This window comes from Streptomyces sp. NPDC031418 (assembly GCF_055581605.1).
On the sequence record NZ_JBVIJC010000010.1, the window covers coordinates 53,852 to 74,824 of the forward strand.

Here is a 20,973-nt window from a genome sequence, read left to right on the forward strand (position 1 = left end):
CTGGGGCGACGACGCTCCCCGGCGCCGGAGGCGGCGTGGCCGAGGGAGCGGTTGAAGGGGGTGGCAGCCGCGACCCCGCGCGGCCGCCACCCAGGGCAACAACGGCCCCCGGCGCCATCGCCGCCCCGGGCGAGCCGGGCCCAGCTCCTGCCCCTGCCCCTGCCCCTGCCCCTGTGCTTCACCCCACAGCACTGTGTAGCTGTTGGGGTCCAACCGCCCCCGCGGGCCCGCGCCACGGGCGACAATGAAGCGGTGACCAGCGTCGACCTTCTCGCCTCTCGCCTCCCCTCCCCGCTCCAGGAGGTCCGGGACGAGCGTTTCGGCCGGCAGGGGGTCACGCTGCTGCTGAAGCGCGACGACCTGATCCATCCCGAGCTCATCGGCAACAAGTGGCGCAAGCTGGTGCCGAACATCGCGGCGGCGGCCGGCCGCCCGCTGCTCACCTTCGGCGGCGCCTACTCCAACCACCTGCGGGCCACTGCCGCCGCGGGCCGGCTGCTGGGCCTGGCGACCACCGGTGTGGTGCGCGGCGAGGAGCTGGCCGGCCGGCCGCTCAACCCGTCCCTGGCCCGGTGCGCCGCCGACGGCATGCGGCTGCACTTCGTCGACAGGTCGACGTACCGGCGCAAGGCCGAGCCGGAGACGCTGGCCGCCGTGCTGCGCGCGGCCGGTGCCGAGGGGGCGTATGTCGTCCCGGAGGGCGGCAGCAACGCGGAGGCGGTGCACGGCTGCCGCGCGCTGGGCGAGGAACTGCGCGGGCGCGCGGACGTCGTCGCGGTCGCCTGCGGCACCGGCGGCACCCTGGCCGGCCTCGCCGCCGGGCTGGCCGCGGGGCAGCGCGCACTGGGCATACCGGTACTCAAGGGCGGCTTCCTGGAGAGCGAGGTCAGCGCCTTGCAGGAACGTGCCTTCGGCGCACGTACCGGCTCCTGGTCGCTGGACGACCGCTTCCACTGCGGCGGCTACGCGCGTACGACACCACGGCTGGAGGCGTTCGCGCGGGACTTCGAGGACCGCCACGGCCTGCCCGTCGAACGTCTCTATGTCGCCAAGTTGCTCCTCGGACTCACCACCCTCGCCGAGGAAGGCGCCTTCCCGCGCGGGACGGCCGTCGCGGCGGTCGTGACGGGCCGCCCCTTCCCGCCGGCTGACCCGGGCCAGCCGGCCTGACCGGGGTCAGCCGGCCTCCCGGTAGGCGGCCGCCTCCTCGAGGTCCAGCCGGCGGAGCAGGACGCGCAGCATCTCGTCGTCCAGATAGCGGTGGTCGCGGAGCTTGACGAAGACCTCCCGCTCGGCGCTGATCATCTCGCGGGACAGCCGGCGGTAGGTGTCGTCGACGGACTCGCCCGTGACGGGGTTGGTCTGCCCGAGGCGTTCCCAGACGGAGTTGCGGCGGCGCTCCAGGACCTGGCGGAGGCGGTCGGCGAGCGGTGGCGGCAGGGCGTTGCGGTCGTCGGCGAGGAGGTCGTCCAGGCGGCTCTCGGCGGCCCGGGAGGCCTGCGCCTGGGCGTTGGCCTCGGCGAGCGTCTCGGCCTGCCGGTCCCGGCCGGGGAACCGCATCAGGCGGATCAGCGGCGCGAGGGTCAGGCCCTGGACGACCAGGGTGCCGATGACCGTGGCGAACGTCAGGAAGAGGATCAGGTTCCGCTGCGGGAAGGGGCCGCCGCCGTGCACCGTGAGCGGGATCGAGAAGGCGATGGCGAGCGACACCACCCCGCGCATCGCGGCCCATGAGGTGACGATCGGCGCCCGCCAGGTGGGGTTCTCCTCGCGTTCCCGGATCCGGGGGAAGAGCAGACGTGGCAGAAAGGTGGCCGGGTAGACCCACACGAACCGGGCCGCGACGACGACCAGGAAGACGACGACCGCGTAACCGAGGGCGTCGGTGCCCCGGTACGCGCCAAGCCCCTTGAGGACCAGGGGCAGTTGCAGACCGATCAGGGCGAAGACCGCCGACTCCAGCAGGAAGGCGACCATCCGCCACACGGCGTCCTCCTGGAGCCGGGTGGCGAAGTCGACCTCCCACGCGCGGTGTCCGAGATAGACGGCGACCACGACGACCGCGAGCACACCGGAGCCGTGGAACTGCTCGGCCACCCCGTAGGCGACGAACGGGATGAGCAGCGACAGGGTGTTCTGGAGCAGCGCCTCCTTCAGTCGCGTGCGCAGCCAGTGGATCGGCACCATGAGCACCAGCCCGACGGCGACCCCGCCGACCGCCGCCAGCAGGAACTCGCGGATGCCGCCCGCCCAGGTGGCGCCCTCGCCGAGCGCGGCGCCGAGGGCCACCTTGTAGGCGGTGATCGCGGTGGCGTCGTTGAGCAGCGACTCGCCCTGGAGGATGGTCGTGATCCGGGACGGCAGGCCGACCCGGCGCGCGATCGCCGCGGCCGCGACCGCGTCCGTCGGCGCCACCACCGCGCCCAGCACCAGCGCGGCGGGCAGCGGCAGCCCCGGTACGACGACATAGGCGGCCCAGCCGACGGCGAGGGTCGCGAAGAGGACGTACCCGATCGACAGCAGCGCCACCGGCCGCAGCTGGGCCCGCAGGTCGAGGTACGAACTCTCGGTGCCCTCCTTGTACAGCAGGGGCGGCAGCACCAGCGGGAGGACGATCTCGGGGTCCAGGGTGTAGTGCGGGACCCCCGGGAGGTAGGACACCAGCAGCCCGGCCGCCACCAGCAGCAGCGGCGCCGGCAACGGGGTGCGCCGGGCCGCCCCGGCGACCGCCGCACTGCCCGCCACCAGCAACAGCAGCGGCATCACGTCCATGATCCTCGCCCGCCCTCTTTTTCCGCGCGGTCACCCGCACGCCCGACGTAATCTGGCAATCATGAAACAGTGCACGCACGTCGACGCGCTGCCGCACCCCGAGCCGGAGCCGCTGCACCCGACCTGTCCGGAGTGCGCGCGCAACGGCACGCACCCGGTGCAGCTGCGGCTCTGCCTGACCTGCGGCCACGTCGGCTGCTGCGACTCCTCCCCGGGACGGCACGCCACGGATCACCACGAGACGTCCGGTCACCCGGTGATGCGGACCTTCGAACCCGGCGAGGACTGGCGGTGGTGCTTCGTGGACCACGTTCTCGTCTGAGGCCTGCTCGTGTGACACTTCAGAGGGCGGCGGTCGGCCGACGGTTCGAGCGTGTAACGCCTGGGTACGTCAACCCGGCGCGCGCTCTTCCCATTTGGGCCCGCATACCCTCTAGACACGGAGCGTATCCACAGCTTTACTGTGAGTGACGCCAGGGGGTTGGGGTCCCGGGGACAGGGACGTCCGGAGCGCGATAGCGTGCCGCGCGACCACGTACGCGGTTTCCCGGGGGATGACCCTCGGCCCCGTAAAGCTTGTACCACCATGGAGGTGAGGGTGTCCCAGATCGCAGGCGAGCCCGCGGCGAACCAGGACTTCGTGGAAGTCCGGCTGCCGGCTGCGGGTGCCTACCTGTCGGTGCTGCGGACGGCCACGGCCGGTCTCGCGGCCCGCTTGGACTTCACCCTGGACGAGATCGAGGATCTGCGCATCGCCGTCGACGAGGCGTGCGCGATCCTGCTGCAACAGGCCGTGCCCGGCTCGGTGCTCAGCTGTGTCTTCCGGCTGGTGGACGACTCCCTGGAGGTGACCGTGTCGGCGCCGACCACGGACGGCCACGCCCCCTCGCGGGACACCTTCGCCTGGACCGTCCTCTCGGCCCTCGCGGGCAAGGTCTCGTCCGCCGTGGACGAGGACAAGACCGTGTCGATCAGCCTCTACAAACAGCGCGGCGCGGGCCCCGGCCCGGCGTGAGGAACGGGGACGGTCCGGTGCGGGACGAAGAGCGCGGCACGCGGGAGCTGCCGACCGGGGACGGGGGTGCCCCCCGGTCCGCCGAGACCCCCGGGGCGAGCCCCCGGGACGGTTCCCGGCGTATGGCGGACGGCATCGACGGCATCCCCGAGCAGGCCAGACCGCACCCGGAGGAGCACTCCGCGCGGCCCGGCGACGACGGTTCCGTGCAGGGCACACCCGCGGAGGGACCCCGCGCGGGGGCGAGGGCTCGGGGAAGGGCTACGGGCGGGACGATGAGCGAGCACGAGCGGTACGCCGAGGACGAGGCGCTGGGCGCGGAGGCGGTGCAGGCGGTACAGCACGCCGTACCGCACGACCCCCACGACCGCACCGGGGCACGGGCCATGTTCGTCGAGCTGCGCAAGCTGAGGGACGGCAGCCCGGAGTACGCCGAGCTGCGCAACCAGCTCGTCCGGATGCACCTGCCGCTGGTGGAGCACCTGGCGCGCCGCTTCCGCAACCGCGGCGAGCCGCTGGACGACCTCACCCAGGTCGCCACGATCGGTCTGATCAAGTCCGTCGACCGGTTCGACCCGGAGCGCGGTGTGGAGTTCTCCACCTACGCCACTCCGACCGTCGTCGGCGAGATCAAGCGGCACTTCCGCGACAAGGGCTGGGCGGTGCGGGTACCGCGCCGGCTCCAGGAGCTACGGCTGTCCCTGACCACGGCCACGGCCGAGCTGTCCCAGCTGCACGGCCGCTCCCCCACGGTGCACGAGCTGGCCGAGAAGCTGGCCATCTCCGAGGAGGAGGTCCTGGAGGGCCTGGAGTCCGCCAACGCGTACTCCACGCTGTCCCTGGACGTCCCCGACACCGACGACGAGTCCCCGGCGGTCGCCGACACCCTGGGCGCCGAGGACGAAGCGCTGGAGGGGGTGGAGTACCGGGAGTCGCTCAAGCCGCTCCTGGAGGACCTGCCGCCCCGGGAGAAGCGGATCCTGCTGCTGCGCTTCTTCGGCAACATGACCCAGTCGCAGATCGCGCAGGAGGTCGGCATCTCCCAGATGCACGTCTCCCGGCTGCTGGCCCGCACCCTGGCCCAGCTGCGGGAGAAGCTGCTCGTGGAGGAGTAGGCGCTACTCGGCGCGGCCCGGTCCCTTGATGCCCAGGGCCCGGGTCGTCTCGCCGTTGACGAGGAGCACCAGCGCCGTCACGGCGACCGCCGCGAGGACGATGCCGACCGGGATGGTCACACCGTCGGTCTGGAGCAGGTTGTAGGCCAGCGGCAGCGCCATGATCTGGGTGATCACCGCGGGGCCGCGGCTCCAGCCGCGGCGCAGCAGCAGCCCGCGCGCGGCGAGCAGCGGCAGCAGGGCGAGCACGACCAGCGTGACCCCCAGGGTGACGGCCTGCTGACGGTCGTCGGGGGCGCCGGTGAACCCGCGGACGAGCACCCACAGACCGCCCGCGACCAGCGCGAGGCCCTCCAGGCCGGCCAGCAGGGCGGCGTAGGTCAGCCGACGCGGGCGGGGTTCGGCGGCGGACTCTGCGGCGGGGTTCTGCTCACTGCTCACCCCAGCAGGGTAACGGGGCGGGTTCACCCCCCTCTGTCCCACCGCCCCTCTTACCTGTTCCCTACCTCGATATGGGCCCGGTACCCCCCAGTAGGTACGCTGCCCTCCATGCGTGCACTTCTCGTGGTCAATCCGGCGGCTACCACCACAAGCGCACGCAGGCGTGACGTGCTGATCCACGCCCTGGCCAGCGAGGTGAAGCTGGAGGTCGTCACCACCGAGTACCGCGGCCATGCGCGCGACCTGGGCCGGCAGGCAGCGGAGAGCGACGACATCGACATGGTGGTGGCCCTCGGCGGCGACGGCACGGTCAACGAGGTCGTCAACGGTCTGCTGCACGCGGGTCCCGCCCCGGAGCGCCTGCCCGGCCTCGCAGTGGTCCCCGGCGGCTCCACCAATGTCTTCGCCCGCGCCCTGGGGCTGCCCAACGACCCCGTCGAGGCCACCGGCGCCCTGCTGGACGCGCTGCGCGAGGGCCGGGAGCGGCTCGTCGGGCTCGGCCTGACCTCGGGCACGCCCGGCACCGAGGACGAGGCGGTCCCGGACCGCTGGTTCACCTTCAACGCCGGGCTGGGCTTCGACGCCGGAGTGGTCGGCCGGGTCGAGCAGCAGCGCGAGCGCGGAAAGAAGTCCACCCACGCGCTGTACGTGCGCCAGGTGATCCGGCAGTTCCTCGGCGAGCCGAATCGCCGGCACGGTGCGATCACCCTGGAGCAGCCCGGCGAGGACCCGGTCACCGATCTTGTGGTGGCCATAGTCTCGAACACGTCCCCCTGGACGTATTTCGGCAATCGCCCTATGTACACATCGCCTAAGGCGTCGTTCGACACGGGCATCGATGTGCTCGGTCTGCGCCGCCTGTCGACGGCCGCGGTTGCCCGGTATGGCACCCAGTTGCTCACTTCGTCCCCCGAGCGCGGACCCCAGGGCAGGCATGCGGTGTCCCTGCACGATCTGGACCGGTTCACCTTGCATTCGAAGGTCCCCCTGCCCCTCCAGATGGACGGCGACCACCTCGGCCTGCGTACGAGCGTGACGTTCACAGGCGTACGCCATGCACTGCGTGTGATTGTGTGAGCGGAACGGGCCAAAGTCCTTTCACTCGAACGTTTAGGCCAGGATCCACCCCATGGAAGTACGGCTGTGACCTAGTCGACACCGAGGAATCAAAAAAAATCTTTCGGAAGGGGTTGTATCCGCCGCTGAGGTTTGCGAGTCTCTACGTGGCGATCGGGACGGCCCGCAAGACCGGCCTCCACTGATCACCAGAACCCCTCTTCAAACCAAGGACCACGCCGGGGACGACTCGGCGGTAGGCCCTTCACTTGTTGAGGGATTCGTGAAAGCGTTCACATTCACAAGCAACCTGTGCGTAACCTCTTACGCTCAGAGAAATCAAGGAGAGGTAGCAGCCATGGACTGGCGTCACAACGCCGTTTGCCGCGAGGAAGACCCCGAGCTCTTCTTCCCCATCGGCAACACCGGTCCTGCGCTGCTGCAGATCGAGGAAGCCAAGGCCGTCTGCCGTCGCTGCCCGGTGATCGAGCAGTGTCTGCAGTGGGCGCTCGAGTCCGGTCAGGACTCCGGCGTCTGGGGTGGTCTCAGCGAGGACGAGCGCCGCGCCATGAAGCGCCGTGCCGCCCGCAACCGGGCCCGTCAGGCCTCCGCCTGACATACCCACCCCTGCTGACAGCCTGAGCTTGGCGGCGCGTGCAGCACGCACGCATCTCCCGCCCCCGAGCCGCAGCGCGCAGTATCCCCCGATGCGCTCACAGCAGAGCAGCAACGAGCACGAGCCCCGAACCCATGGCGGTCCGGGGCTTTTTGCTGTCCGCGCACACCCGCTGCCGTAACGCGAGCAGGCTCCGCGTCTACTTCTGTGCCCGCACCGGGATGTCCAGGATCACCCGGGTGCCGCGCTCCGGCCCCGGGACCATGTCGAAGGCGCCGCCCAGCTCCCCCTCGACCAGGGTCCGGACGATCTGGAGGCCCAGGTTGCCCGAGCTGTGCGGGTCGAAGCCCTCGGGCAGGCCGACCCCGTCGTCCTGGACCGTGACCAGGAGGCGGGCCTCCTTCGTCGTACCGCCGCGCACCGCGGAGACCTCGACCGTGCCGGTGTCGCCCTCGCGGAAGCCGTGCTCCAGCGCGTTCTGGAGGATCTCGGTGAGCACCATCGACAGCGGAGTGGCGACCTCGGCGTCGAGTATCCCGAACCGGCCGGTGCGCCGGCCGGCCACCTTGCCCGGGGAGATCTCGGCGACCATCGCGAGCACCCGGTCGGCGATGTCGTCGAACTCCACCCGCTCGTCCAGGTTCTGGGACAGCGTCTCATGCACGATCGCGATCGAGCCGACCCGGCGGACGGCCTCCTCCAGGGCCTCCCGGCCGCGCTCGGAGCCGATCCGGCGGGCCTGGAGCCGCAGCAGCGCGGCGACCGTCTGGAGGTTGTTCTTCACCCGGTGGTGGATCTCCCGGATGGTGGCGTCCTTGGTGATCAACTCGCGTTCGCGGCGCCGCAGTTCGGTGACGTCACGGCACAGCACCAGCGAACCGATGCGCACGCCCTTGGGCTTGAGCGGGATGGCCCGGAACTGGATGACCCCGTCGTTGGCCTCGATCTCGAACTCGCGCGGGGCCCAGCCGCTGGCCACCTTGGCGAGCGCCTCGTCCACCGGGCCCCGGGTCGGGGCGAGTTCCGCGGTGGTCCGCCCGAGGTGGTGGCCGACCAGGTCGGCGGCCAGGCCGAGGCGGTGGTAGGCGGAGAGCGCGTTCGGGGAGGCGTACTGGACGATGCCGTCCGCGTCGAGCCGGATCAGGCCGTCGCCGACGCGCGGCGAGGCGTCCATGTCGACCTGCTGGTCGGGGAAGGGGAAGGAACCGGCCGCGATCATCTGCGCGAGGTCCGAGGCGCTCTGGAGATAGGTCAGCTCCAGCCGGCTCGGGGTGCGGACGGTGAGCAGGTTGGTGTTGCGGGCGATCACGCCGAGAACGCGGCCGTCCCGCCGTACGGGGATGGACTCGACACGTACCGGGACCTCCTCACGCCACTCCGGGTCGCCCTCGCGCACGATCCGTCCCTCGTCCAGCGCCGCGTCCAGCATGGGCCGGCGGCCGCGCGGGACGAGGTGGCCGACCATGTCGTCCTGGTAGGAGGTGGGGCCGGTGTTCGGCCGCATCTGGGCGACCGAGACGTACCGGGTGCCGTCCCGGGTCGGCACCCAGAGCACCAGGTCGGCGAAGGAGAGGTCGGAGAGGAGCTGCCACTCCGAGACCAGCAGATGCAGCCACTCGAGGTCGGAGTCGTCGAGGGCGGTGTGCTGGCGGACCAGTTCGTTCATGGAGGGCACGCTGCGAGCGTACCCGGGGGGTCGCCGGTGTCCGAAAAAACACCCGCGGGCCGCGGCGCCTGGAAGGGACCCTCAACCCTCCCGGCACCGCAGCCCGGAGCATCATCGGCCGTGGGGTGTGCGGTCCCGGTCGGCCGAAGGCCGAGGAGCCGGGGCAGTCAGGGCAGAGAGCGCCGGTTCCTCGATCCGCCTTCCTGTGCGGGGAGGGCGGAGGCTTGTGCGTGGTCGATCGTGCATGTGGCCGATGCCGCTTGGCATCGGGTGTCTGCGCTGGTGTGTCTTCGATTGTGGACTGGACCAATGGGGCGTGTCCATGCCCGTGCAGGCTCCGTCGCCCGTGCGGGCACCGCTCCGCGCGGCATGCGGCGCGGCAGCTGGCACTCGATGCCACGAAGCCTACCCGGCAAAGTCAACTATGGGGCCATACAGTCATGGCAAATTCCGCGAGTGCCTCCAGTTCCGCCCGGCTCGCCCCGTCGCGCGCCTGCTGGGACATGCCCTGGAGCACCGCGCCGGAGTGCCGCGCGAGGGCGGTGGCGTCGGTGCCGGCGGGGAGCACCCCGGCCGCGATGTCCGCGCGGATCCGGAAGGCGAGGGTGGCGATGCCGGCGTTGCGCCGGTCCCGCAGCAGCCGCGCCACCTCGGGGCTGGTGCAGTTGGTGGCCGCGTGCGCGACGAGACAGCCGTACGGGTGGGCCGGGTCGGTGTACTCGGCGGCGGCCTCACGCAGGATGCGGGCGAGGGCCGCCCGGGCGGTGGGTTCCTCGGCGAGGGCGCGGCGGCCGAAGGCGCCGTAGGTCTCGCAGTAGACACGGACCACCTCTTCGAACAGGGTCCGCTTGTCCCCGAAGGCCGCGTAGAGGCTGGGGGTGCCGATGCCCATGATCCGGGTGAGGTCGGAGACGGAGGTCGCCTCGTAGCCGTGCCGCCAGAAGGCCATGAGCGCCTTGTCCAGGGCTTCGGCCCGGTCGAAGGAGCGCGGCCGGCCGCGCCTGCCGGACCCCGTCCCGGTCCGTGTCGTCGTGTCCCGCCCCTGCATCATGGGCACATTTTATAGCGGCCGCTAGAGAAATGTGCGGGGCGGCCGGGACCCAAGCGGCACACGGGATCGCGGGCAGCGGGAAGAAGCTCCGTAGGGCACGCCCGGTGACACCGACTCTGTTAGATTGGTCTAAACCACATAGACGCACGAGCCCACTTCAGAACGGCAGGCCCAGCGTGGAAGTTGTCATCGTTCCGGACGCCGCGGCGGGCGGCGAACTGATCGCCGAGGCCATGGCGCAGCTGCTGCGACGCAAGCCGGACGCCCTGCTCGGGGTGGCCACCGGCTCCACCCCGCTGCCCGTCTACCAGGCCCTGACCGCGAAGGTGCGGGCCGGCGCCGTGGACACCGCGCAGGCCCGGATCGCCCAGCTCGACGAGTACGTCGGGCTGCCCGCCGACCACCCCGAGTCCTACCGCTCGGTGCTCCGCCGCGAGGTGCTGGAACCGCTCGGCATAGGCATGGACGCCTTCCTCGGGCCGGACGGCACGGCGGAGGACGTCCAGGCGGCGTGCGAGGCGTACGACCGGGCGCTGGCCGAGGCCGGCGGGGTGGACCTCCAGCTGCTCGGCATCGGCACCGACGGGCACATCGGCTTCAACGAGCCCTGCTCCTCGCTCGCCTCGCGGACCCGGATCAAGACGCTGACCGAGCAGACCCGGGTGGACAACGCCCGCTTCTTCGAGGGCGACATCACACAGGTCCCGCACCATGTGATCACCCAGGGCATCGGCACCATCCTGGAGGCCCGGCACCTGGTGCTGCTGGCGACCGGCGAGGGCAAGGCGGACGCGGTCGCGGCGACGGTCGAGGGGCCGGTGGCCGCGGTGTGCCCGGCGTCGGCGCTCCAGCTGCACCCGCACGCCACGGTGGTCGTGGACGAGGCCGCGGCGGGCAAGCTGAAGCTGGCGGACTACTTCCGCCACACGTACGCGAACAAGCCGGAGTGGCAGGGCATCTAGGACCGCGGGGCGCGCGGCTCCTCCTCTGTGGCCTAGACCAGCCCGGGTCCGGGCGGTATATAGAGGGGATCACTGGGCGGCCGGGTGGAGTCGTGTGACCGTAAGCCGTGCCACGATGTGAGCGGGGCCGATGGGATGTCGGTCGCTTTCGGCATTCGGAGCCGGGAAGGCAGAGCATGAGCACCGACGTCAGCAGTGCGGAGAACGAGGCCGGGACAACCGTCCGTACCGCGCGCGTGCCCAAGTACTACCGCTTGAAGAAGCATCTCCTCGACATGACGGAGACGCAGGCACCGGGCACCCCGGTGCCGCCCGAGCGCACGCTGGCGGCCGAGTTCGACACCTCCCGCACCACCGTCCGGCAGGCCCTTCAGGAGCTGGTGGTGGAGGGCCGGCTGGAGCGGATCCAGGGCAAGGGCACCTTCGTCGCCAAGCCCAAGGTCTCCCAGGCGCTCCAGCTCACCTCCTACACCGAGGACATGCGCGCCCAGGGCCTGGAGCCGACCTCGCAGCTGCTGGACATCGGGTACATCACGGCCGACGACCGGCTCGCCGAGCTGCTCGACATCACCGCCGGCGGGCGCGTCCTGCGCATCGAGCGGCTGCGCATGGCCAACGGCGAGCCGATGGCCATCGAGACCACCCATCTGAGCGCCAAGCGCTTCCCCGCCCTGCGCCGCTCGCTGGTGAAGTACACCTCGCTGTACACCGCGCTCGCCGAGGTCTACGACGTCCACCTCGCCGAGGCCGAGGAGACCATCGAGACCTCGCTGGCCACCCCGCGCGAGGCGGGCCTGCTCGGCACCGACGTGGGGCTGCCGATGCTGCTGCTCTCCCGGCACTCGCGCGACCGCGAGGGCCAGCCGGTGGAGTGGGTGCGGTCCGTGTACCGGGGCGATCGGTACAAGTTCGTCGCACGGCTCAAGCGCCCGGCGGAATAGGGGCCGAACAGGAGGGGAAGCCTCCGGAGGCCTCCGCCGAAGTCGGCGTGCCGATATGCGGACGAGGTCTTCCACTGACGTGATCCCGTCACCTAGATTGCCGCGCATCACGCGGTGATCAACGAGGGGACGGAGCGCATGCCAGAAACACCAGAAGTGAGTCCACCGGTCGTCACACCGGTCCGGGTGGTCATCGGCCTGTGTCTCGTCGCGCCCTTCGTGGCGATGCTGTGGGTCGGCTCGTACGCCAAGACGGACCCCACGCTCATCGGGATCCCGTTCTTCTACTGGTACCAGATGCTCTGGGTGCCGATCGCCTCGGTGCTCACCATCGCGGCGTACAAGCTGTGGCAGCGTGACCAGCGCGCCCGTGCCGCCCAGAAGGGTGGTGCGGCGAAGTGAAGGACGGCGTCAACGGAGTCGCGCTCGGCGTCTTCATCTTCTTCTTCCTGGCCGTCACGGTCATGGGCTTCCTGGCCTCGCGCTGGCGGCGGGCCGAGAACGAGCAGTCCCTGGACGAGTGGGGCCTCGGCGGCCGGTCGTTCGGCACCTGGATCACCTGGTTCCTGCTCGGCGGTGACATCTACACCGCGTACACCTTCGTCGCCGTACCGGCGGCGGTCTACGCGGCGGGCGCGTCCGGCTTCTTCGCGGTGCCGTACACGGTCATCGTCTACCCGCTGATCTTCACCTTCCTGCCGCGCCTGTGGTCGGTCTCGCATCGCCACGGCTATGTCACCACCTCGGACTTCGTGCGCGGCCGGTTCGGTTCCAAGGGCCTGTCGCTCGCGGTGGCGGTCACCGGCATCCTGGCGACCATGCCGTACATCGCGCTCCAGCTGGTGGGCATCCAGGCGGTGCTGGACGTGATGGGCATCGGCGGCGGCGAGAACACCAACTGGTTCGTGAAGGACCTGCCGCTGCTGATCGCCTTCGGTGTGCTGGCGGCCTACACCTACTCCTCCGGTCTGCGGGCGCCCGCGCTGATCTCGTTCGTCAAGGACACGCTGATCTACATCGTCATCGCGGTGGCGATCATCTACATCCCGATCAAGCTGGGCGGGTTCGACGACGTCTTCGCCAAGGCGACCCACGCGCTCAGCCAGGTCAACCCGGCCACCGGCAAGCCGCGCGGCGCCATCGCCCCGCCGGAGGCGGGCCAGTGGACGTACGCCACGCTGGCGTTCGGCTCCGCCCTGGCCCTGTTCATGTATCCGCACTCGGTCACCGCGACGCTCTCCTCCAAGAGCCGTGACGTGATCCGCCGCAACACCGCGATCCTGCCGCTGTACTCCCTGATGCTGGCCTTCCTGGCGCTGCTGGGCTTCATGGCGATCGCGGCCGGGGTGAAGGTCACCAACGGGCAGCTGGCGATCCCGCAGCTGTTCGAGGACATGTTCCCGGACTGGTTCACGGGCGTCGCCTTCGCGGCGATCGGCATCGGCGCGCTGGTCCCGGCGGCCATCATGTCCATCGCGGCCGCCAACCTCTTCACCCGCAACATCTACAAGGACTTCATCAAGCCGGACGCCACGCCGGCGCAGGAGACCCGGGTCTCCAAGCTGGTGTCCCTGCTGGTGAAGGTGGGCGCGCTGGTCTTCGTCCTGACCATGGACAAGACGGTCGCCATCAACTTCCAGCTGCTGGGCGGCATCTGGATCGTGCAGACCTTCCCGGCGATGGTCGGCGGCCTGTTCACCCGCTGGTTCCACCGCTGGGCGCTGCTGGCCGGCTGGGCGGTCGGCATGGTGTACGGCACGGTCGCCGCGTACGGTGTCGCCTCGCCGACCCAGGCGCACTTCGGCGGCTCGGCCAAGGAGATCCCCGGCATCGGCCAGATCGGCTACATCGGCCTCACGGCGTTCCTGCTCAACGCCGCGGTCACCGTGGTCCTGACCCTCGTCCTGAAGGCCCTGAAGGCCCCCGAGGGCGTCGACGAGACCAGCCCCGAGGACTACACGGCCGACGCCGGTGACCCGGGCGTCCAGGCGGAGCTCCCGCCGGCCACCGCGGGCGCCGGTCACTGAGCGCCTCGTACGACGGGCCGCCGGAGCGCATCCGGCGGCCCGTCGCCGTACCCGGGACCGGAATCCGCCGCCGGAGCGGCCCGACATCGCCCGGCCGGCCCAGGAGTTGACGCTCCGGCACCGGTGCGACACAACATCTGGGGGTGACACCGCACCCCGGCACTAGATGTATGCTCATGCTCGCTGTCGCCGCAGGGGAATCCGGTGCGAATCCGGAACTGTCCCGCAACGGTGTACTTGCGTGTGTCCGCACGCCTGTTCCAGTCCGAGGACCTGCCGACAGCGCGCCCGGCCGTCCGGTCCGGGTGCCCTGAGACGTCCGGGCCTCGTGGAGTGGGCCGGTGGACGCGACGCCGTGCGCGCTCGTGGCTGCCCCCTGCCCTCCGCCGGGCCCCCGTGCCGAGCGAGGGAGAGCCCCACGTGACCATCGCGCCAGCAGATCCGGCTTCAGCGAGCGGACCGGAGACCGACGGTCCCGGTACCGCGCTGCTGCGGACCCTGACCGAGCTGACCGCCGACCTCCCCGACGCCGACCCGGGCCGGGTCGCCGCCGCCGCGCTGCGCGGCCGCTCCGCGCGGGCCGACGAGGCGGAGCTGCGCGAGCTGGCCACGGAGGCGGCCGCCGGCCTCATCTCCGAGGACCCCGCCTACTCCAGGCTGGCCGCCCGGCTGCTCACCCTCACCATCCGGGACGAGGCCGCCTCGCAGGGCGTGACCTCGTTCACCGAGTCGGTCGCCGTCGGCCACCGCGAGGGCCTCGTCGCCGACCGAACCGCCGCGTTCGTCGCGCAGCACGCCGAGCGGCTGGACGCGCTGGTCGACCGGGACGCCGACGACCGCTTCGGCTACTTCGGCCTGCGCACCCTGCACAGCCGCTATCTGCTGCGGCACCCGATCACCCGCAAGGTGATCGAGACGCCCCAGTTCTTCATGCTGCGGGTGGCGAGCGGGCTGGCCGAGGACGACACCGTCCGCTCGGTGGACGAGGTCGCCGCCCTCTACAAGCTCATGAGCCGCCTCGACTACCTGCCCTCCTCCCCCACCCTGTTCAACTCCGGCACCCGGCACCCGCAGATGTCGTCCTGCTATCTGCTGGACTCCCCGCTGGACGAGCTGGACTCCATCTACGACCGCTACCACCAGGTCGCCCGGCTCTCGAAGCACGCCGGCGGCATCGGTCTGTCGTACTCCCGGATCCGGTCCCGCGGCTCGCTGATCCGGGGCACCAACGGGCACTCCAACGGCATCGTGCCGTTCCTGAAGACCCTGGACGCCTCGGTCGCCGCGGTGAACCAGGGCGGCCGGCGCAAGGGTGCCGCCGCCGTCTACCTGGAGACCTGGCACTCCGACATCGAGGAGTTCCTGGAGCTGCGGGACAACACCGGTGAGGACGCCCGCCGTACGCACAACCTGAACCTCGCGCACTGGATCCCGGACGAGTTCATGCGCCGGGTCAACGCCGACGAGCAGTGGTCGCTGTTCTCCCCGGCGGACGTGCCCGAGCTGGTCGACCTGTGGGGCGCCGACTTCGACGCCGCCTACCGCAAGGCCGAGCAGGCGGGTCTGGCGAAGAAGACCATCCCGGCCCGTGAGCTGTACGGCCGGATGATGCGCACCCTCGCGCAGACCGGCAACGGCTGGATGACCTTCAAGGACGCCGCCAACCGCACCGCCAACCAGACCGCCCTGCCGGGCCATGTCGTGCACTCCTCCAACCTCTGCACGGAGATCCTGGAGGTCACCGACGACGGCGAGACGGCGGTCTGCAACCTGGGGTCGGTCAACCTCGGCGCCTTCGTGCGCGACGGGGACATCGACTGGGAGCGGCTGGACGAGACGGTCCGCACGGCCGTCACCTTCCTCGACCGGGTCGTGGACATCAACTTCTACCCGACCGAGCAGGCGGGGCGGTCGAACGCCAAGTGGCGTCCGGTCGGCCTGGGCGCGATGGGCCTCCAGGACGTCTTCTTCAAGCTGCGGCTGCCCTTCGACTCGCCCGAGGCCACGGCGCTCTCCACCCGGATCGCCGAGCGCATCATGCTCGCCGCGTACGAGGCCTCCGCCGACCTCGCCGAGCGCAACGGCCCGCTGCCGGCCTGGGAGAAGACCCGTACCGCGCAGGGCGTGCTGCACCCGGACCACTACGACGTGGAGTTGACCTGGCCGGAGCGCTGGGCGGCGCTGCGGGCCCGGATCGCCGCCGTCGGCATGCGCAACTCGCTGCTCCTCGCGATCGCGCCGACCGCCACCATCGCCTCCATCGCGGGCGTCTACGAGTGCATCGAGCCGCAGGTGTCCAACCTGTTCAAGCGCGAGACGCTGTCCGGTGAGTTCCTCCAGGTCAACTCCTACCTGGTGCAGGACCTGAAGGACCTGGGCGTGTGGGACGCGCGCACCCGGGAGGCGCTGCGGGACAGCAACGGCTCGGTGCAGGACTTCGTGTGGATCCCGGAGGAGGTGCGCCGGCTGTACCGCACGGCCTGGGAGATCCCGCAGCGCGGCCTGATCGACATGGCCGCCGCCCGCACCCCGTTCCTGGACCAGGCGCAGTCCCTGAACCTGTTCATGGAGACGCCGACCATCGGCAAGCTCTCCTCGATGTACGCCTACGCCTGGAAGTCCGGGCTGAAGACCACGTACTACCTGCGCTCGCGCCCGGCGACCCGGATCGCCCGCGCGGCCCAGGCACAGACCGCCATCCCCGTGCAGCAGGCGGCCGACCCCGACGCCGTCGCCTGCTCCCTTGAGAACCCCGAGTCCTGCGAGGCCTGCCAGTAATGACGACCCGAAACACGAACCTGCTCGACCCGGGCTTCGAACTGACCCTGCGTCCCATGCGCTACCCGGACTTCTACGAGCGCTACCGGGACGCCATCAAGAACACCTGGACCGTCGAGGAGGTCGACCTCCACTCGGACGTGGCCGACCTGGCGAAGCTCACGCCGGAGGAGCAGCACCTCATCGGCCGGCTGGTCGCCTTCTTCGCGACGGGCGACTCGATCGTCGCGAACAACCTGGTCCTGACGCTGTACAAGCACATCAACTCCCCGGAGGCGCGCCTGTACCTGTCGCGCCAGCTGTTCGAGGAGGCCGTGCACGTCCAGTTCTATCTGACGCTGCTCGACACCTATCTGCCCGACCCGGACGACCGGGCCGCCGCCTTCGCGGCCGTGGAGAACATCCCGTCGATCCGCGAGAAGGCGCAGTTCTGCTTCCGCTGGATGGACTCGGTCGACAACCTGGACCGGCTGGAGACCAAGGCGGACCGCCGGCGCTTCCTGCTGAACCTGATCTGCTTCGCCGCGTGCATCGAGGGCCTGTTCTTCTACGGCGCCTTCGCGTACGTCTACTGGTTCCGCAGCCGGGGTCTGCTGCACGGTCTGGCCACCGGCACCAACTGGGTGTTCCGCGACGAGACGATGCACATGTCCTTCGCCTTCGACGTGGTCGACACCGTCCGCAAGGAGGAGCCCGAGCTCTTCGACGACCAGCTCCAGCAGCAGGTGACGGACATGCTGCGGGAGGCCGTCGAGGCGGAGCTCCAGTTCGCCCGCGACCTGTGCGGTGACGGGCTGCCCGGGATGAACACCGACTCGATGCGGCAGTACCTCGAGTGCGTCGCCGACCAGCGGCTGTCCCGGCTCGGCTTCGCCCCGGTGTACGGCTCCGAGAACCCCTTCTCCTTCATGGAGCTCCAGGGCGTCCAGGAGCTGACCAACTTCTTCGAGCGCCGTCCCTCGGCGTACCAGGTGGCGGTGGAGGGCACCGTCGACCTGGACGAGGACTTCTAGCCGGCGCTCCGGCGCACCCTGCCGGCGCGTGGTCCAGGCTCCCCAGGCGGCCCGGACCCGCGCCGGTGTCAGGTGTGCTCGCCGCGGCCTACCAGGGGAGAGGCCGCAGGCGCAGGTCGTGCGGGCGCAACGTGATGCCCACCCGGGTGGTGTCGTTCGACCCGGGGGCCTGCTCGAAGCGGTACTTCGCCGAGACGGCCGCGGTGATCAGGCTCAGCTGGGTCATCGAGAAGTGGTCGCTCGGGCACTTGCGGTTGCCCACGCTGAACGGGCTCATCGCGTACTTCGGCACCTCCCCTGCCCGCTCCGGCAGCCAGCGGTCGGGGTCGAAGTCGAGGGTGCGGGCGTAGGAGCGGGGGTCGCGCTGGATGGCGTACGGGCTGTAGACGATGTCCGCCCCGGCCGGAATGCGATAGTCCCCGAGCACGGTGTCGCGCACCGCGCGGCGCGTCAGAATCCATACGGCCGGCCTGAGCCGCATGGCCTCGACGACGACATTGTTGGTGTGGGTGAGTGAGCGGACGTGCTCGAATCCGACCGGTCGGCCACCGGTCACGGATTCGACCTCGGTCCGTACCTTCTCGGCGTGTTCCGGGTGTTCCGCGAGGACCTGGAGCAGCCACATGATCGTGGACGCCACGGTTTCGCTGCCGGGGGTGAGTATCGCGACGACCTGATCGTGGATCTCCTGTTCCCCGATGGGGTCGCCATTGTCGTCCTTCGCCTCCAGCAATGCCGTCAGCAAATCGTCCGGCTTTTGACCAGATGCCCTCCGCTCGGCGACGATCTCGTCCACGAGGAGATGCAAATCGGCCAGCGCCCGGTTGAATTCACGGTTGGCCGGGAACGGCAGCCGGTAGAGGGGTCCGAGGGGGATCACCATCCTGCGGTACATACCGCGGAAGACGGTGGCGAGGTCGATGCTCAGCCGCTCGGCGCGCTCGTCCATGTACTCGCCGCGCAGCAGACAGCGGGCGGCGATCCGGACGGCCACCCGGAAGGACTCCGAGGTGCAGTCGATGGTCTCGCCGGGCCGCCAGCGCTCGGTGAGGCCGTGCGCCTCCTCCTCCATGATCGGCCCGTAGCCCGGGATCGCGTCCAGCCGGAAGGCGGGCTGGATGGTGCGGCGCTGACGGCGGTGCCGGGGGCCGTTGGCGGTGGCCACGCCCTCCTTGCCGAGCAGCCCCTCCAGGGACTCCCACAGCGGCCCGTCGATCTTGAAGTCGGGGCTGAGGGCGAGGGCGCCGGTGAGCTCCGGCGTGGTGACGGCGTACACCGTCTTGGGGCCCAGCTTGAGGCGTACGACGTCGCCGTGGCCGCGCAGCGCGGACATGAAGGCGAGCGGGTCGCGGACCAGTTTCAGCCCGTGTCCGAGGCCCGGTACGGTGCCTTGGGCCAGGGGCGGTTCGCGCAGCTCGCCGGCCGCGGGGGCCACGGGCCGCGGGGAAGACTCGACGGTCATTTCTCACCTGCCGCTTCGTTGCTGACGTACGGGGGTGTGGCGCGGTCGTCCCAGCTGTCGACCATGTACCGGCCGGACTCGTGGTGGAACCAGTAGACGGTGCTGAACCAGTTCCGCATATAGCCGAGGCAACGGTGGACCGCGGCGCTCAGTTCCTTTCCGCGGGCGGTGCCGTCGGCGAGACCGTCGGCGAATCGCAGGGCGTCCTGTTCGACGTCCAGGAATTCCTGGATGCATCCCTCGACGCGCCGCCTGATTTCGTCGATCGATTCCTCGAGACTCAGCCCCTCATGGGTGATGAGGCAGATTCCGAGATTGTGGACCTCGTCGCCCGCTATTTCCTTGGGCAGTGAGCACAGGTCGTTGTACCAGGCGGCGAATTCCTGGCTCAGCAGTGCGGCCCGGCGATAGGCGGGGTGGTGCCTTATCGCGTCCGGCAGTTCGCACCCGGCGCTCGGTTCGAGCAGATCGGTCCATATCCAGTGCGCGAAGGTGTGCCGGCGCAGGGCGAGGTATTCCTCGACACCGGGTATGTGTCCCTGGGTGCGGTTGCGGAACTCGCGGTCGTAGGCCTCGATGACCGCGTGGAAGTGCCGGGCGAACCGCTGGTTCCAGGTGCGCGGCAGGAAGCCGTACAGCCGGAGCACACTGTCGGCGAACCCCGAGACCAGCGGGTCCGGATGGTGCAGGTGGTGCCTGGGGGCGTCGAGGGCCGCGTGCAGCCGGTGCCTCAGGCGCCGCCAGTCGCCGGCCCGGCCGTGGACGACGTCCCGGTCGTGGCGGTCGTCCCAGACGAAGAACCATGCGCTGTAGTCGGCTATGGCCTGCAGGACCTCGTCGCGGGCGCCGGTGTAGTAGCCGGCCATGAGGTCCGTGTAGCACAGTCCGTCGGCATATTCCTGCACCTTGTCCGCCGGCATGAGCCGCTTTTCGAGCAGCCACAGCCGGGTGTTCTCCTGGAGTCGGGGCCAATACGGGTGCAGTTGCCGCGGAAACGCGGATTCGATCACCGGGAGTGCCAGTGAGGGCGGTACCACGACCGCCGTCGGTGCCGCTGTGGTGCTGTGTGGGAAAGCTTGCACGAACAAACCCCTCTCAGCCGCCAGGAGCACACGCCCCTCCGGTTGTGCCGGGCGTGCGCCGTTGCGTATCCCCGCACTCTCCATTCAGCACCACAACTGACCGCCCTGGGAACGGATTTGCTTCACTCACTACCCCAACATGCCGAGAAACCCCCCTTGCGTGACTGGTTGACTGTCACTAGACGCACCGAACGGATCGGTTGTACGACGCACGGACGAGCGATCCGGAACGCGCGAAGGGCGCCCGACCAGGGTGTGATCCCTGGTCGGACGCCCCGACTCCGGCGCGGCCGCTAGTCGTTGGCGACCACGGGGTAGCGTGGCTCGTTCTCGGCCATCTGCCGCAGCGCGTCCTTGCGGTCCCGCTTGGACAGCCGGTCGATGTACAGGTAGCCGTAGAGGTGGTCCGTCTCGTGCTGCAAACACCGTGCGAAGTAGCCGGTGCCGCGGACCTTGATCGGGTTGCCCCGCTCGTCCTGGCCGGTCACCTCGGCGTAGTCGGGGCGCGCGAGCGGCGCGTAGGCGCCCGGCACGGACAGGCAGCCCTCGTTGCTGTCGTCCAGGACCCGCTTCCCGGCGGGGAGGTCCACCAGCTTCGGGTTGCACACCACGCCGACGTGCCGCTTGCCCTCGTCGTCCTGGCAGTCGTAGACGAAGACCTTCAGGTCCACGCCGATCTGGTTGGCGGCCAGGCCCACGCCCTCGGCGGTGCGCTGGCTGGCGAACATGTCGGCGACCAGCTGCTGGAGCTCCTCGCCGAACTCGGTGACGTCCTTGCACTCCTTGTGCAGGACCGGGTTGCCGACGACCGTGACGGGCCGCGAGGTCCCGCGCTCCCGCCAGGCCGTCTCGCGCTCCTCGCAGTCCTCCGTGTCGACGACATAGCCCTCGTCGTCGACGGGGAGCACGCCCGCGTGCTGCTGATCGGTGTCCTGCTGAGCCATGACCGACGTACGCCTTCCTGCAAGCCTGGAAA

Annotated in this window: 19 protein-coding genes and 1 riboswitch; of the genes, 12 read left to right on the forward strand and 7 right to left on the reverse strand. The window is 70.4% G+C overall.

Going from position 1 to position 20,973, the window contains the following annotated elements; genetic code table 11:
* The first annotated feature begins 252 nt into the window (after positions 1–252).
* Entirely contained in the window at positions 253–1,170 is a 918-nt protein-coding gene (locus ACZ5CZ_RS16220; RefSeq protein WP_385840059.1) for a 1-aminocyclopropane-1-carboxylate deaminase/D-cysteine desulfhydrase, read from the forward strand.
* A 6-nt stretch (positions 1,171–1,176) separates the two neighbouring features.
* Here the strand turns inward: ACZ5CZ_RS16220 and ACZ5CZ_RS16225 are convergent, their stop codons facing one another.
* Entirely contained in the window at positions 1,177–2,772 is a 1,596-nt protein-coding gene (locus ACZ5CZ_RS16225; RefSeq protein ID WP_468943207.1) for a Na+/H+ antiporter, read from the reverse strand.
* Positions 2,773–2,833: 61 nt separating this feature from the next.
* Here ACZ5CZ_RS16225 and ACZ5CZ_RS16230 point away from each other — a divergent pair, with 61 nt between their 5' ends.
* From ACZ5CZ_RS16230 to ACZ5CZ_RS16240, 3 genes are all read left to right on the forward strand, one after another.
* Positions 2,834–3,094, forward strand: a complete 261-nt coding sequence (locus ACZ5CZ_RS16230) for a UBP-type zinc finger domain-containing protein (RefSeq protein WP_385840062.1) — start codon at positions 2,834–2,836, stop codon at positions 3,092–3,094.
* 276 nt (positions 3,095–3,370) lie between these two features.
* The gene (locus tag ACZ5CZ_RS16235; RefSeq protein WP_009190566.1) at positions 3,371–3,787 is read left to right on the forward strand and encodes an ATP-binding protein; all 417 of its coding nucleotides are present in this window, start codon (positions 3,371–3,373) and stop codon (positions 3,785–3,787) included.
* A 17-nt stretch (positions 3,788–3,804) separates the two neighbouring features.
* Positions 3,805–4,902 (forward strand): RNA polymerase sigma factor SigF, encoded by a 1,098-nt coding sequence (locus ACZ5CZ_RS16240; RefSeq protein WP_385840063.1) that lies wholly within the window; start codon positions 3,805–3,807, stop codon positions 4,900–4,902.
* 3 nt (positions 4,903–4,905) lie between these two features.
* Here the strand turns inward: ACZ5CZ_RS16240 and ACZ5CZ_RS16245 are convergent, their stop codons facing one another.
* Positions 4,906–5,343 carry a hypothetical protein gene (locus tag ACZ5CZ_RS16245; RefSeq protein WP_385840065.1) on the reverse strand — a complete coding sequence of 146 codons (438 nt, stop codon included), beginning with the start codon at positions 5,341–5,343 and terminating at the stop codon, positions 4,906–4,908.
* Positions 5,344–5,451: 108 nt separating this feature from the next.
* Here ACZ5CZ_RS16245 and ACZ5CZ_RS16250 point away from each other — a divergent pair, with 108 nt between their 5' ends.
* Positions 5,452–6,420 (forward strand): diacylglycerol/lipid kinase family protein, encoded by a 969-nt coding sequence (locus ACZ5CZ_RS16250; RefSeq protein ID WP_385840066.1) that lies wholly within the window; start codon positions 5,452–5,454, stop codon positions 6,418–6,420.
* Positions 6,421–6,757: 337 nt separating this feature from the next.
* A complete protein-coding gene (locus ACZ5CZ_RS16255; RefSeq protein ID WP_003992873.1) occupies positions 6,758–7,015 on the forward strand; it encodes a WhiB family transcriptional regulator in 258 nt (85 codons plus the stop codon).
* A 199-nt stretch (positions 7,016–7,214) separates the two neighbouring features.
* Here ACZ5CZ_RS16255 and ACZ5CZ_RS16260 read toward each other — a convergent pair whose 3' ends face one another.
* Both ACZ5CZ_RS16260 and ACZ5CZ_RS16265 read right to left on the reverse strand, forming a co-directional pair.
* Positions 7,215–8,681, reverse strand: a complete 1,467-nt coding sequence (locus ACZ5CZ_RS16260; protein WP_385840323.1) for a sensor histidine kinase — start codon at positions 8,679–8,681, stop codon at positions 7,215–7,217.
* Between the two features lie 418 nt (positions 8,682–9,099).
* The gene (locus tag ACZ5CZ_RS16265) at positions 9,100–9,732 is read right to left on the reverse strand and encodes a TetR/AcrR family transcriptional regulator (protein WP_468943213.1); all 633 of its coding nucleotides are present in this window, start codon (positions 9,730–9,732) and stop codon (positions 9,100–9,102) included.
* 176 nt (positions 9,733–9,908) lie between these two features.
* Between ACZ5CZ_RS16265 and nagB the strand changes: the two genes are divergently transcribed.
* The 6 genes from nagB (at position 9,909) to ACZ5CZ_RS16295 (ending at position 17,453) form a co-directional block, all read left to right on the forward strand.
* Positions 9,909–10,694 (forward strand): glucosamine-6-phosphate deaminase, encoded by a 786-nt coding sequence (gene nagB, locus ACZ5CZ_RS16270; RefSeq protein ID WP_385840069.1) that lies wholly within the window; start codon positions 9,909–9,911, stop codon positions 10,692–10,694.
* A gap of 176 nt (positions 10,695–10,870) precedes the next feature.
* Positions 10,871–11,635, forward strand: coding sequence for a GntR family transcriptional regulator (locus ACZ5CZ_RS16275; protein ID WP_385840070.1), 765 nt, complete (start codon positions 10,871–10,873; stop codon positions 11,633–11,635).
* Between the two features lie 138 nt (positions 11,636–11,773).
* Positions 11,774–12,037: a DUF3311 domain-containing protein gene (locus ACZ5CZ_RS16280; RefSeq protein WP_385840071.1), complete on the forward strand. Its 264-nt coding sequence runs from the start codon at positions 11,774–11,776 to the stop codon at positions 12,035–12,037.
* On the forward strand, positions 12,034–13,662 hold the full coding sequence (mctP, locus tag ACZ5CZ_RS16285; RefSeq protein WP_385840073.1) for a monocarboxylate uptake permease MctP: 1,629 nt from the start codon (positions 12,034–12,036) through the stop codon (positions 13,660–13,662). The genes ACZ5CZ_RS16280 and mctP overlap by 4 nt, the downstream gene beginning before the upstream one ends.
* A gap of 170 nt (positions 13,663–13,832) precedes the next feature.
* Positions 13,833–13,957, forward strand: a riboswitch (cobalamin riboswitch).
* Positions 13,958–14,082: 125 nt separating this feature from the next.
* Positions 14,083–16,440, forward strand: coding sequence for a ribonucleoside-diphosphate reductase subunit alpha (locus tag ACZ5CZ_RS16290; protein WP_468943217.1), 2,358 nt, complete (start codon positions 14,083–14,085; stop codon positions 16,438–16,440).
* Complete coding sequence (locus tag ACZ5CZ_RS16295; RefSeq protein WP_385840075.1) at positions 16,440–17,453, forward strand: ribonucleotide-diphosphate reductase subunit beta; 1,014 nt, start codon at positions 16,440–16,442, stop codon at positions 17,451–17,453. Before ACZ5CZ_RS16290 ends, ACZ5CZ_RS16295 begins: the two co-directional genes overlap by 1 nt.
* 88 nt (positions 17,454–17,541) lie before the next feature.
* Here the strand turns inward: ACZ5CZ_RS16295 and ACZ5CZ_RS16300 are convergent, their stop codons facing one another.
* The 3 genes from ACZ5CZ_RS16300 to def all read right to left on the reverse strand — a co-directional run bounded on the left by ACZ5CZ_RS16300 (position 17,542) and on the right by def (position 20,941).
* Positions 17,542–18,915 (reverse strand): bifunctional albaflavenone monooxygenase/terpene synthase, encoded by a 1,374-nt coding sequence (locus tag ACZ5CZ_RS16300; RefSeq protein ID WP_468943219.1) that lies wholly within the window; start codon positions 18,913–18,915, stop codon positions 17,542–17,544.
* Positions 18,912–19,997, reverse strand: coding sequence for an epi-isozizaene synthase (cyc1, locus tag ACZ5CZ_RS16305; protein ID WP_468943222.1), 1,086 nt, complete (start codon positions 19,995–19,997; stop codon positions 18,912–18,914). The genes ACZ5CZ_RS16300 and cyc1 overlap by 4 nt, the downstream gene beginning before the upstream one ends.
* 293 nt (positions 19,998–20,290) lie before the next feature.
* The gene (gene def, locus ACZ5CZ_RS16310) at positions 20,291–20,941 is read right to left on the reverse strand and encodes a peptide deformylase (RefSeq protein ID WP_450784600.1); all 651 of its coding nucleotides are present in this window, start codon (positions 20,939–20,941) and stop codon (positions 20,291–20,293) included.
* Between the last annotated feature and the right edge of the window lie 32 nt (positions 20,942–20,973).